The 13,788-nt window shown below is 56.9% G+C and carries 8 protein-coding genes; 4 read left to right on the forward strand and 4 right to left on the reverse strand.

The genetic code is table 11. From position 1 onward, the window contains the following. The 4 genes from QQ91_RS05175 to QQ91_RS05190 all read left to right on the forward strand — a co-directional run. Positions 1–1,770, forward strand: a 1,770-nt coding sequence (locus tag QQ91_RS05175; RefSeq protein WP_236096078.1) for a baseplate J/gp47 family protein, incomplete at its 5' end; no start/stop codon positions are given. Next, entirely contained in the window at positions 1,767–4,226 is a 2,460-nt protein-coding gene (locus QQ91_RS05180; RefSeq protein ID WP_166280760.1) for a hypothetical protein, read from the forward strand. The genes QQ91_RS05175 and QQ91_RS05180, both read left to right, overlap by 4 nt. An 11-nt stretch (positions 4,227–4,237) precedes the next feature. After that, the gene (locus QQ91_RS05185) at positions 4,238–7,828 is read left to right on the forward strand and encodes a DUF6519 domain-containing protein (RefSeq protein ID WP_166280762.1); all 3,591 of its coding nucleotides are present in this window, start codon (positions 4,238–4,240) and stop codon (positions 7,826–7,828) included. 59 nt (positions 7,829–7,887) lie between these two features. Next, positions 7,888–9,366: a PKD domain-containing protein gene (locus QQ91_RS05190; protein WP_166280764.1), complete on the forward strand. Its 1,479-nt coding sequence runs from the start codon at positions 7,888–7,890 to the stop codon at positions 9,364–9,366. Positions 9,367–9,551: 185 nt separating this feature from the next. Here QQ91_RS05190 and QQ91_RS05195 read toward each other — a convergent pair whose 3' ends face one another. From QQ91_RS05195 to QQ91_RS05210, 4 genes are all read right to left on the reverse strand, one after another. Next, positions 9,552–10,424, reverse strand: coding sequence for an SH3 domain-containing protein (locus QQ91_RS05195; protein WP_166280766.1), 873 nt, complete (start codon positions 10,422–10,424; stop codon positions 9,552–9,554). Positions 10,425–10,483: 59 nt separating this feature from the next. Further along, positions 10,484–10,873 carry an SH3 domain-containing protein gene (locus tag QQ91_RS05200; RefSeq protein ID WP_166280768.1) on the reverse strand — a complete coding sequence of 130 codons (390 nt, stop codon included), beginning with the start codon at positions 10,871–10,873 and terminating at the stop codon, positions 10,484–10,486. Between the two features lie 1,436 nt (positions 10,874–12,309). Further along, positions 12,310–13,272 (reverse strand): AAA family ATPase, encoded by a 963-nt coding sequence (locus tag QQ91_RS05205; protein WP_166280772.1) that lies wholly within the window; start codon positions 13,270–13,272, stop codon positions 12,310–12,312. 103 nt (positions 13,273–13,375) lie between these two features. Then, the gene (locus QQ91_RS05210) at positions 13,376–13,732 is read right to left on the reverse strand and encodes an ArsR/SmtB family transcription factor (RefSeq protein ID WP_166280774.1); all 357 of its coding nucleotides are present in this window, start codon (positions 13,730–13,732) and stop codon (positions 13,376–13,378) included. Positions 13,733–13,788 lie beyond the last annotated feature (56 nt).

Below are 13,788 nucleotides of genomic sequence, written 5' to 3' on the forward strand. Positions count from 1 at the left end.
CCCTCAATGACGCCCCCTAGCCTTGGGAGTTTTGAATTCGACCAGAGTAATTCCGTTGCCCAAGCGCAGCTTGCAGTCCAGGGAGAAGGGCTTGCACAGGAGATTGCGGGGCAGATTCCATCCCAAGAACTGATCGAGCAAATTCCAGCGCAGGTGAATCCAGCGCTGTCTGGTGCGATTGTCACCCAGTCTTTCCTCCATAACCCAACTCGGCTGGTGCTTGACGCCGTCTACCCAGAGATTGCCCCAGGCGATCGCATTCTGATTGAGCGCGATCGCCAGCTCCAGGTGCGGACGGTCGATAACCTGGATCTGTTTGCCGCGCCAGTGAGTGAACCCGTCCTAGAGTTGACTGATCCGCCCACGATTCCAGTCACGCGGGTTCGACTTTCCCAGCCCCTGCCTGCGGCCTGGATTGCCACGCCGTCTCGCCTGACGGTTCATTTCCAGATGGTGTCGGCTGGAGCGCTGACCCGAGTGGCCAAACTCCATCTCGATCAAGGTGACTTTGAACCGAATGGGTTGGCGCTAGAGGGGCTAATTGAGCCGTTGCCAGATGGCGTTGCCGCCCCCGGAGCGCTGCTGCTCCAGGACGCCATGGACCAGGGACGACAGGTGAGCGGGGCGATCGCGATCAATCCCCAAGGCCAAGGCAAGGTCACCCTGGACCAGGATACTGACCCCTTTCAGCCCCGACTGCGCACCCCGGTCACGATTTTTGGCAACGTGATTCAGGCCAGTCGCGGTGAGAGCGTGATCGACGAAGTGCTGGGCAGTGGCGATGCCGCTCAACCCTTTCAAACCTTTGCCCTCCAGAAAAGCCCCCTGACCTACTTCAATGACCCGGCAGCTCCCAACGGGCGACGCAGTACCTTGTCTGTGCGGGTGAATAGGGTGCTGTGGCGGGAAGTTCCTAGCTTTTTTGGGCAGGGTCCCCAGGATCAGGTTTATATCGTTCGCCAATCGGAGCAGCAGGAGACCACTCTCACCTTCGGGGATGGCAAAACCGGGGCTCGCCTGCCGACCGGAATTGATAACGTGATTGCCACCTATCGCTACGGGGCTGGAGCTGCTAAACCTCCGGCAGGGGCGATCGCCCAGCTTGCTAAGCCCGTGGCGGGACTGCGGCGCGTCGTCAGTCCAGTAGCTGCAGGCGGCGGAGCCGATGCCGACCGCCCCCAGGATATCCGTCGCAATGCCCCCACCAGTGCCCTAATTCTAGGCCGGGCGATCTCCACCCTCGATTTTGAGGCCCTGGCCCGCGAATTTGGCGGGGTGATCAATGCCCAGGCCACCTGGGCTTGGGATGAAACCACGCAGCGCGCTGTGGTGAAGGTGTGGTTCATTGGCGATGGCGGCGACCTGGCCGCCGACCTGCGCAGCTTCTTGCAGGGACAGGCGGACCCGACGACGCCCCTGGTGGTCACTGAAGCGATCGCCCAGCCGTCAAGCCTGGTGCTGGATGTGACCCTGGACCCGCGCTTTACGCCTGCCCTGGTGGAAGATGCCCTCCGTCAGGCGCTGGTTCACGAAGAAACAGGACTGCTGGCTCTGGCGAATCTGGCGATTGGGCGACCGCTGTTTCGCAGTCAGCTTTTTGCCACGCTGCTGGCGGTGGAGGGCACCTGTGGCGTCCGCGCGATCACCGTGGATGGCAGTCCCGCCCCCTTTGCAATGACCAGTCCAGAAGGCACCTACCGCGACTTTCTCGCAAATCTGGAGATTTCAACCACGCCAGCATCTACCTTGCAGGAGGTGAGTGGATTATGACGCAGCAATCCGATGCCCTGACCCCAGCCCAAGACCAGTTTGAGCGCTACTACACCGAGAAACTCTGGGACTGGATTCCGGCCATCTACCGCGACGAGGACGGGCTGGCGGACTATCCTGGCGTTCTGCGAGCCCTGGTGACGCTCCTAGCGCAGCAGGCGGCGATCGCACGGCGCAGCCTCGACCGTCTGTGGGAAGACCAGTTTATTGAACTGTGTGATGACTGGGCGATTCCCTATCTGGGCGACCTGGTGGGCACCCGCCTGGTCCATGAGCTAAATCGACGCGGGCGACGGGTGGACGTAGCCCGGACCATTTTCTATCGGCGTCGCAAGGGCACCCCCCTGGTTCTGGAGCGCCTGACCCAGGACATTACGGGCTGGGAAGGGACCGTTGTCGAAAGCTTCCGCCGTCTGGGACGCACTCGTCATGGGTTAGATCCAGAGCTGGCAGACCTTCAGCCGATTGAGGCCATTGCGAGTTTGTACACCCCACCGGGCGGCTGGGCCAACCTCAAGTCCGCGGCCCCAACCGTGGACGGTCCCTTCGAGGGACTGGCCCATACTCCAGATTTCCGGCAGCTTCGCGGACATCTGGGTCGCTACAACATTCCCAAGCTAAATGTGCATCTGTATCGGCTGCGGGCCTATGCAGTAGAGCTGGCTACCCCCTTCGAGTTTGGCTCCGGTCGCTGGACTGTGGACCCCTCTGGGCGGGATATCCCACTGTTTCGACCAGACCAACGTCTGGGGGGCGAGGAATGGCAGTTGCCCCAGGAATGGCAGTTCCCGGCGCCGATTCCCTGTCGGCTGCTGGGCGATGCTCGCTACCAGATCAGCTTCGATCAGCTGGAAGCGCTAGAGATTCCGGCGGATTCGCCCCTGGACGCCCCGGCCCTCTCGCCACTGGTGGGGATTCCCTTCCGTCAGGAAGCGCGACTGCGGCGCACGCTCCAGTCCTTGATTCCCAACTTTGCGGCCCTGACCCCGGCGGAGCTGGCCGCATTTGAAACGCTTCTGGATCAGATTCTGGCAGTGGCGATCGCCCCTAGCTCTCCCAAAGCCTATCTGGTCCCTAGCTCGATTCAGGTGGACCCCACCGCGATTGCTGTGGCGGAAGGCCTAGATCAGGACCCCGGCAACGCCAGCCTGGATCGGGTGCCTCTTCCCCATCAGCGTCTGGTGGCGGGGACTTTAAGCGACTGGGGGGTGAGTCTTAGCGGTCTGCTGCCGCCGACTAAGCGCCTGGTGATTGACCCCGAGCGCGGTCGGCTGTGGTTCCCTCCGGTTCTAGGTGAGGTGGATCCAGTCTGGGTGCTGCGCTATCACTATGGCCTGGCCGGAAATCTGGGCGCTGGAACTTATGATCGACAGGCTGCGATCGCCCAACCGAATCTGACGGCAACCCCGCCCTGTCCCTTGATCTCGATTCCTCCTGGCGATCTCAACAACCCCGGTCCGATTCCCTGGGCTCTGCCGCCGGAGCGAGTGGGCATTTTCCAATTTGAGAATAGTAAAACCTACACCTTCAGCGAAGACCTGATCGGGGTTGAGCGGTTGGTAATTCAGGTGGAGAATCCCCAGCGGCCCTACCTACGGCGTCTGGAATCTGAACCGGCCATCTGGCAGATTGAAGCTGCCCCCAAGCCCGATCCGCCGGACCCCGAGCTTGATCGCCGCACCCTGATCCTGGAAGGACTCTGGATTGGCCTGGAATCCCCTGAGGCGGTGCCTGGCCCGCCGCCGCGATCGCCGGTCATGGCCACCCTGGAACTGGCCGGTAACTTCGATCGCGTCGAGATTCGCCACTGCACCCTGGACCCAGGGGGGGAACAGGCTGTTGTTGAGGGAGTCACCCGCGCCATCCCAGCGGTGCAGCTGCTGGTGCGCGGCACGGTGGAGGATCTGGTAATTGAGTCCTCCATTGTCGGGCCGATTGCGGAGGCCAGCGATCTGGAAACCCCCGGTACGATTGCCCAGATCACCATCCGCGACTCGATTGTGCAAAGTCTGGGTCCAGCGCCCGCGATTGAAACCCATCGGGGTACTGTCACTCTAGATCGCTGCACCGTGTTCGGGGAGGTGCAGGTGAAGGTGCTGCAGGCCAGCGACTCCCTGATTCAGGGACGGGTTGCGGTGGTGGATAACCAGCATGGCTGTTTCCGGTTTAGTGCCACCCGATCTGGAGCCGATGTTCGATTGCCGCCGCAGTTTGAGTCACACCTGTTCACCCCGGAGATGCCCAGTCTCTACTTCGTATCGCGGCGGTTTGGCGATCCGGGCTACGGCCAGCTCAGCGATCGCGCCCCCCTGTCCATTGTTCGCGGCGCTGAGAATCGGGCTGAAATGGGGGCCTTTAATCACTTGTTTAATCCAATCAAGCTGGATGACCTGCGGGCCAAAATGAGCGAATTTATGCCCTTTGGTCTGATTGCTCAATTCATCCATCAAACCTAAGGGAGTGAGCCATGGCCACTGAAGATATTTCCAGATTCCTCTTCCAGCCAGAAAAGCGCTACGCCAGTGTGCGCATGCAGCAGGGCCGGGTCCTGATGGACTCGGACTGGAACGAGGCCGAACGCCTGGACCAGGAGCTGGATCGCCAAACCCTGATGGACCTTGTTTGCGCCAAGGGCACCTCCAACACCGGGTTTCAGATTGCAGATCCCGCCGCGGCAACGGTGTCCCTACCGCCGGATGGGGATCTGTCCAATGACGTGCAAACCTACGACTTTGCGATCGCCCCCGGCAGTTTTTACCTGGGGGGACTGCGGTTTACAGCTCCGGGACAGCCGTTTCTCGACCAGCTCGACTGGCTGCAGCAGGATGCCAGGGGGGATGGACTCCCCTCCAGCCCCGAGACGCTGGCCAGTAATGCGGTACGCCAGGATCTGGTGTATCTGCGCGGCTGGGAACAGTGCGTCACGGCGGTTGAGGACCGCGAGCTGCGGGAACAGGCCCTGGGTGGCCCGGATACCTCGGTGCGCATGCGGCGGATGCAGCGGGTGGAAGTGCTACCCGATGTGAGCGACACCTGTGCAGCGGCCATGACCCAGCTTCAGCAGCAGTTGACCGCAGGGCTGCACACCTTCGACGATCGCACCTGCGAACTCCAGTCGGCGGCTCGGCTCACGGTCAGTCCTGACCCGAATGGTGTAACCGAAGATCCCTGCCGGCCAGCGGTGAGCAGCGGCTATTTAGGGGCCGATAACCAAACCATTCGCGTTCAGCTCACGGCCCCGGATCGATTTCTCTGGAGTTACGACAACGCGGCTCCCCTCTATCGAGTGCAGGTGGATGCCAATGACTTAACCCAGGTGCGGTTTCTGACCCTACCCCGCGACCAAGAAGCTCAGCCGTTGGCGGGGCAGGCCGTCGAGATTATTCCCTGGGGGGCGCTGCTGCCCAATCAGGAAAAAATAGCGGAATTACAGGGACAGTTTTTCACCATTGCCAGCAGCTATGATCCTACGACACAAACCTTGACCCTGGCCCAGGGGATTGATCCGGCCTGGTTAGTTTGGCTGGCCGATCACCCCGAATACCACAGCGATCGCGACCCCAGTCAGGAGCAACAATATTTTTACCTGCGGCTGTGGACTGGAGGCAGTGGCGAAGCGACTAGCCCCGATTTCGGCTTTACGCCCACGGTTCCAGTTTCGTTGCCGGGAACGGGGCTGAGTGTCACCTTTAGCAGTCTCGGACTCACCGGGGATTTTTGGATCATGGCTGCCCGCCCGAATACGCCCGCCTTGGTGGTGCCCTGGGACCTCTTGGTCTCTGCTCCTCCCATGGGTCCCCGGGTTTATGTTGCGCCCCTGGCGCTGATTCGCTGGCAGACTGATGAAAATGGGGAACTCCGGGAGCCTGAGGTGCGCGACTGCCGCGATCGCTTCCAGCCCCTCTGTCAGATTCGCGGCTGCTGTACAGTAACGGTAGGCGATGGCAATCAAAGTCAGGGGTTGTTCAATGCCCTGGAAGAGGCGATCGCCTTTCTGCCTCCCGAAGGCGGCAAAGTCTGTCTGCTGCCGGGAGTGCATCGCGCCAATGTCGTGCTGGAAAATCGCCAAAACCTTCGCATATCGGGCTGCGGTCCTCAGACGATTGTCCAGCCGCGCCCGGATCAGGTCGATCAACCCATCTTTCGTCTGGATGGAGCTCAAGACATTCACCTGGATCAGATGACCCTGGTAGCCCAAAGCGGCACCGCCATTCAAGTGCTGGATACTGAAGCTGCGATTCAGCCGTCCCGTGGCATTCATATTCTCTGGAACGATATCGTTGCCCGTGTTCACGCGATTGAAATTCGTGTGGATAATACCCAATTGGGCAACAGTGAGATACGGATTGCTCACAATCATCTAGGCATCCTCGACACCGATCAGGGACGTGCCATCATCTTTAGCTTGGCGGATGATGTGGTGATTGAACGCAATCGCCTGGTTGTCGTACCCGCTCCCGACCCCAGCGATCCAAATGACCCAAGACGTCCCCAGGACTTCCCGGATGACCCGTTTGATAATTGTATTCGGCCGCAGTTTTTCTCGACCGCTAATTTTGCGATTCAAGCTTGGACAGTGCAAACTTTTAATTACATTGCCATTCTCACCTATCTTCCGCCTCGGACCTATCAGGCGCAGGGGGGCATTCAAATCGGGGGTAGCTCAGACCAGGTCCGCATCGTGGGCAATGAGATTTTTGGGGGCAGTGGACATGGAGTGACCTTGGGGCATTGGCCAACGGTTGTTACCGATACCGGTCGGCTTGAAACTGGGACTTTTTTTGTCAGTCAGTTCCCAGAGCAGGCCTTTGCTCGGATTCAGGAGGCGTTTGTGAGCACGCTCTACGCCATTGTGATTGCCGAAAACCAGATTCAGTTTATGGGCCTTTCTGGGATTGGCGTGGGGGCGTTTCTAATTGGCGATCGCATTGGCCTGCGGGTGCGAGTCGAGGACCTGACGGTCTATCGCAACCAGATCACCCACTGTGCCCAGCAAATTCCGGCAGAAATCCCGGAAGCACTGCTTCCCGATATGGCCTTTGGGGGGATTGCCCTCACCGACTGTGAGCTGGCCATTATTCAAGAAAATCGAATTGAAGACAATGGTCTCAGCCACCGCGATCCCGTCTGCGGCATCTTTATTCTCTACGGTGAAAAGATTGAGATCACTAACAATCGGATTCTCAATAATGGTCCCCGCACTTCCGCCAGCAATGCAAATCTCCGTTCCGGCGTTCGCGGCGGCATTGTAATCGGCATAAGCTTTCAGCCGCTCGCGCACGAGATTGACCAGGGAGAAGAGCTTCTCAGTCCTGATGGGATTCCAGCCGTTAAGATCCACGGCAATATAGTCACCCAGCCCCTAGGGCAGGCTCTGTTTATCGTTGCCTTTGGGCCAGTTTCCATCGTCGGAAACCAGTTCACCTCCCAGGATGTGGATGTTCAAGTTAATCCCATTTCATTGCTGGCTGGGACCGTGTATATTCTCAACCTGGGACTCTCGCAGGATTTGGCGACGTCGCTGCTGCTTAACTCTTTTCGGACAGCGGCCACCCACAACGCGGCTGGATTTGAACAAGCTCCTCAACTGACTTCTGATCCGGCAGCACTGAGGCGAATTTTCTATCTGCCTAGCGGCAGTATTTTGTTCGCTAATAACCAAACCACCTTAGATCTTAGAGCCGAGGAGATTGACTTAACGCTGAGTTCCCAACTTCTAGCCTCTCTGGATGACATTGCCTACAACAGTAATCAGTCAGAATGCACCACTATTCTGGATTTCCTGCTGACCAATACCATGATGCTTGGAGTCACAATACGCAGCAACGACAATCGATTTCAAGAGGGGGCGACAATTACGGTGTTTTCCTTAATTTCACTAGGCTTTGTGAATATGGCCACGGGCAATCAGGCTACGCATTGTTTATTTGTCTATAGTCCAGCATTTCGGGTTGAAGCTCTAAACACGATTTTGTATTCAGGGTTGTGTGAACGAGGCAACGTGATCCTGGCACGATTGCTAGGATTACCCCCAGTGCAGAGCCAGTCCAGGGCTTGAACTGAGTCGATGATGCTGAACGGTTGAAGCGGGTATAAATTAAAGCACAGGAGAAAGCCATGGCCAGCAATCAGAAGCAACCGGGTTTAGAGGAAAAACTACAGGCCGTTGACCGGGGGATCGACTGCTTGGATCAAGCGCGATCGCAGGGTCTAGAGCGCTTACAAACGCTGCAGGTAATCAACAACACCCTCCTGGAGCGAGAACAGCAGCGTCTTTCCCGCAAGTACGGTGCGACTCATCCCCGAACCCAAAAGGTAAACCAGCGTCTGGTCTACAACCAGGGCGTTCGCCAGGAGTTGGAGCGAGAAATTGAGCGATCGCAGATTCAGGTGCCCAAAACCGACGATCAGACCTGGCTGGTGCATGGTCGCCTCCTCACTGCGGAATTAAAAGGAATCTCCGGCTTAACCCTTTCCCTCTTCGATGCGGAAAATCGCTGGGTGCGGCAGCTTGGATTTACCTGTACCGATTCGCGGGGTTACTTTGCGATTTCCTATTCCCCTGACCCCAACTCCCCTGATCCGAATCCCATTCCTGCGGATCAGCCCCTGACGCTAACGGTGACCGATGGCGATCGCCAGATTCTGCATCAAGAACAAACCCCGCTGTTTGTGCGCCTGGGCCTGATCGACTCCCGCGAGATTATTCTTGACCCCAATGCCGAACCCAAGACGCCCCCAGAACCCGATGATGAGACGCCAGTCCCGGATGTTTTCCCCAAGGCTGTCCAGGTGACTTCGATCCAGGCTCCAGCGCAGCTCAAGGTGAATGAAGTTGGCAACTTTAGTGCTGAAATTAATCCTGATAGCACACCACCCGTCACCACCCAGTGGCAATTTGGAGATGGAGCCACGGCAATGGGGTTATTGGCGCAACATAGCTATGCTGAGGCCGGAACCTATCGAGCAGTCTTTACGGCCAGCAATCAATGCGGCAGGGATTCTAAATCTGCAGATGTGCAGGTCAGAGCCGACTCCCAACCCCCCATGATTGAAACCGTGACTGTTCAGCCAGAGAGCCCTACCGTCGGCAGTCCAGTTAAGTTTGAGGCAACGGTTCAGGGCAGTCCGCCGCTCTCGTTTCAGTGGAAGTTTGGCGATGACCAAATGGCTCAAGGTGCTGGGGTAACCCACACCTACGATCGCCCCGGCCTCTTTACCCTTGCCCTTACCGTCACCAATCCGGTGGGAACCGCAACCGCAGAGCGAGAGATTCGTGTAACGTCGTCCGAGCGAGGGTTTTGGGTGGTGCGCGGCAGGGTCACCAACTTAGCGAATCGAGAGTTTGCCACGGTTACTGTAGGATTGCGTAACCGGGCTGGAGAAGATGCTTTTAACCTGGGAACGGTCCCCCTTGACCGGGAGGGGGACTTCACTCTCCGCTATGCTGTGGCAGAGTTCCCAAGTCTATTCGAAGCCAGACCCATGCTGTTTCTGATAGTTCAAGATCCAACGGGTCGGGTGCTGGTTCGCTCCAATGAAGCGGTGCAACCAGAATCAGGCAAGCGCGATCGCATGGATATCGCCCTACCCTAGATTGCCCCTGGAATGATGCATGTTAGAGAGGGTTGATATGAGAACCTTTGCCCCTAAAACCCATGCTCCCGCCCAGCTCTCGCCTTAGCCGCGATGGTGTTCTCAGCCCCTCAGGCGACAACTCCAGCGCCAATGTGCCTGTGGGGGCCTTCGTCCCCGCTGTCAGGGTCAATGTTCACTCCCCGTTAACTACAGAGGGAAGGAGCAAACTCTTGTTGACCGCGACCCCGACGACAGCGATAGCGACCTCCAGCCCAATCAATCTCCCAGAGGTTTTGAGTGCGGATCAAGTCAGCTCTGATTTCCGACGCGGCTACAGAATCGTCCGCGCACTGTTCTCCCTGGGAGTCTCCAGTTTTAACCAGCACAGTCACCCAATTGGGGTCTTGCGATGCGATCGTAGAGACACTATCAGGTTGACAGTCCGATGAGTCAGAGAATCCAGCTAACCGTATCGCCACTTGCTCCGGATCGGATATCCAGGGCGCATTGTTTGCTTTGGCTGCTTGGTAGGCTTGATTAAAGCTAGATAGCCAGGGATCACCCTCAAAATCATAGGGGCGGTAGGACGTCCTCGGCAGCAGTGCGGAGTGTCCTGAATCCGCTTGTGTCACAAAGTCAGAGCGGACCCAGCCTTCGGCTTTGGATTTCTCAAACTGTAGATAGTACCAAAGATAGCTGTCTTCTCCCTCAGCCTGTTGGAGCAGGGTGACTCGGTCACCTTTGAGGCCATAGTGTTTGATTTTAGACTGGGTTGAGGGCTGCGATCGCACATTGATTTTCGAGCCCGCATATTGACTGGTCAACTGGGCTGCGACTGGGTCAATTTTTTCAGCGACGTAGGTTCTTACTTCCACCTCGCGCTGGGGCGGCGGCTCATTCCCAGGAGTATCAGAGGAGGGTGCTTCTCCTGAAGGTTCGTTGACGATGGCCGTGGTATCTGGCGATCGCCCACGCGTTTCAGTATCAGGAGAACCTTGCTGACAGGCTTGAAGGAGAATACAACAGACACAGAGGCCAGCCAACGGAATCAGATTGCGGGAGGTAGGGCGTATCATAGTCAAACCAAGTGGTGTGGGAGCAAATCAAAGGGGATTGGGCATCCAAACCTCAGGGGTTAGTCATTGAGCAGCACCAAGTCTTCTCTGACCCACCCCTTTGCCCCTGACTCGTTAAACTTCAAGTACCACCAGCGGTAGCCATCATTGCCATGGGCTTCATTTAAAATAGTGACGCGATCGCCGGATAAGCCGTAGTGTCTGGGGTAAAAATAAGTACCGGGGCCGGTGCGAACGTTGATTTGAGCATCCGAGTAGGATGAGTACAGTTCACCGGGGACGTAATATTCGGGAGAGGGATTGTATTCTTGGGGCAAGCCATAGGTGGCGATCGCACCTTTCAGGGAATCAGCATTTGCTTGGGGCGTAACGTTTACGGCTGTGTAGCCCAGGGCACTTGCTAGGGTGATCAGACCGACGATTTTGACACTTTTATTGAGCTTCACCATTGTTTTTCTCTCCTGAGTCGATAGGTTCAAGATAGTTCAGTCCCAGGAAAGCCCCGGTGATGTGTCTCACAGTTATCTGTCAGATCCGTTCACCCGGCTGCCACGAACCACCCGTTTGGGCTATGCCATCGCTCGGTGTCACTTCTGTCACGAGACTTCCCGCTGGCTAGGTCTGAAGGATAGGGGCAAGGCGCAGGAGACCCCTAGGGAGCGATCGCTCTTTCCTTCTCTTAGGTGGCGTTGGGGCGATCGTTGTTGCTTGTCGGCTTCACTCGCCGGACTCGATTGTGGGATCTGCCATTTCTTCTCTGAGTCTGACCAAAACATCACCAAGTCCAAACCATTCTTGGCCTTGCATCCCTCCTGACCATGAACTCATCCACCTGCATTCCCAGCACCGTAGGTTCCAGTTTGCCTTTTTCCAGGGTGACGTAGGCGCGTTCCTTCAGCGTCTGGTTAGCGATGTGCACTCGGATCAAAGAGAGAGTGGCATGCAGTCATTTCAGTGGACTTTAAGTGGACTTTAAAAAGAAGCCAGGAACGTGATTTCCTGGCGATTGAGATCAGAGATGAAAGATCTCATCAGTTAGCCTAGATAGGCCCAGTAGCAGACTTTTCTAAACTGAACTCTTACCCGATGACGCCACCCCCCTACACGCACCCAGCGGCAAATGAACCGTCTGTGCCGTTGAAATTGCTGACGACTCCCGCGGTTTCCCGATCGGGTCATTTGGACACGTTCTTCTGGCTGGGGCATTTCAGAAGAGTCGGATCCTTGAGGACCAGAGGACATATAGGCCGTCGCAGGGGCAATGATCAAGGAGGTCATTGTTGCGGCCATGAGCCCCACAGCGGAAACTCTAATGGGTTTAAACATGATTTTTTCCTCTACGCTTGGATTCAGATCGACCGGATGTCCTGCGACTGGCGGATCCCTGGTAAGAGGCGTCAATCTCTGCAATGAGGAAACACACCTGAATTCTATCGACCGGGGGATCTAGGTCACCAGGATCTTTGGTCATAACGGCCCCGGATCTATGGAACTATTATTCTCTGGAGATTTAGTACCAGGCTGGTGGCGATCGCCAGGGGGTTATCTAGGCTTTATCTAAGCGGTGACCCCTGAGCGGTTGTTTGAGAAGGATCAAACCCATTGCCCGCGCCCCCTTTTCTGGTATGCCCGGAGGGCTTTAATCCCCCAATGTTGGGGGACTTTGACCTTCAGACCCCCCAAACTATAGCCTTCGGCATTCAAGAAAGGGGGGGGCAGGGGGGCGAATGCAGAGTCTGGAGAGACTTTTTAAACTGCCTCTGAGGAAACGCTGAACGGTTATTTGGAACTATGAAACAGCGATGAGTTTGGCAATAAAGTCTGCGGCCCAGGCGTGATGCAGGTACGCTCAAGGGAGCCTGGAGAGTCCATCGGATCTCTCTCCCTAGCCTGGAACGGACAATCGCTTCACAATCTCCCGGATGATCTGGTCCGCCGTTTTTCCAGAAAAGCGGGCCTGGGGATCGACCACCAGACGATGGGCCAAGACCGCAACAGCCATCTCTTGGATGTGTTTAGGACGCACCACACTGTACCCATCAAAGAGCGCCAGAGCCTGGGCTATTTTCATCAGCGCAATCGATCCGCGGGGGCTCGCTCCAATCTGGACGCCCTCGGCTTGACGAGTCGCGTTAACGATATTAACGATGTAGCGTTTGATCTCAGGACTAACCTCCACCTGCTGAACCGCCTGCTTCAAGGTCAAAATATCTTCCAGCGCCAGGCAGGGACGCAGCTTGGCCATGGGGGACTGCTGCGTCTGATTCGAGAGAATCTCCACCTCTTCTTCGGCGGAGATATAACCCAGGCTAAACTGAACCGCGAAGCGATCCATTTGAGCCTCGGGAAGAGGATAGGTGCCGCGCGAGTCCACCGGATTTTGGGTGGCGATCACAAAGAAGGGATCGTGCAGGATGCGCACCTGACCCTCGATGCTCACCTGGGATTCGGCCATGGCCTCTAGCAGAGCCGACTGGGTTCGCGGAGAGGCGCGATTAATTTCATCGGCCAGGATGAGGTTGGCAAAAATTGGGCCAGCGTGGAATTGGAAGGATTGATCCTTGGGATTTAAAACGGAAACCCCCAAAATATCCGAGGGTAGCAGGTCTGGGGTAAACTGAATCCGCTTGAAGGCAATATCGACGGAGCAGGCCAGGGCCTTGGCTAGGGTAGTTTTTCCGGTCCCAGGATAATCGTCGAGCAGCACATGTCCGCCACTAAAAAAAGCAGCCAGCAGTTTACGGATGGAGGCATTCTGGCCCTTGATCACGGTTTGAATGTTTCGGGCTAAGCGCTGGTAAATCTCTTGACCGGTGCGGCTTTCCGTAGGTGAGGATGACAGGTCCATGGGGGATTTTTTACTCAGCATGCCCCGTTGAGGCGCAGGGCATAGCGCATGGGGGAAGCGATCCCTGATCCAGGGGGACCCCTGCGATGGACGGGCAGATTCCCTAGCTCTGACTGCTTTTCTTTTTTACCAGAGCAAATTGATCAAACTGCTGGGCCTGCTCCATCAGGCGCTTGCTAATGGATCCACACACCAACTCGCACAGCTCAAAGATAATGGGATCAACGATTTCGTAGTAGACGCTGACACCACTGGGCTGCCGCGAAAGAATCCCCGCCTGCGTGAGTAGCTTCAGGTGCTTGGACAGATTCGCCTGCCCCAAACCGGTTTCTTCCACTAACTCGGTCACCGTCATGGGACCCTTTTGCAGCGCACTCAGGATTTGCAGACGGCTTCCCTCGGAGAGCACCTTAAAGAAATCGGCAATGGATTCCAGAACGTTTTCGGAAAGTTGAACCATGGCTTACGTGTGCATCCATGACCATATATTAGCATAGGGATTTGCCTGAACCGCAA

Origin of the sequence: Lyngbya confervoides BDU141951 (genome assembly GCF_000817775.3) — a bacterium.
In the GTDB taxonomy this organism is placed as follows: Bacteria; Cyanobacteriota; Cyanobacteriia; order Thermosynechococcales; family Thermosynechococcaceae; genus Lyngbya; species Lyngbya confervoides.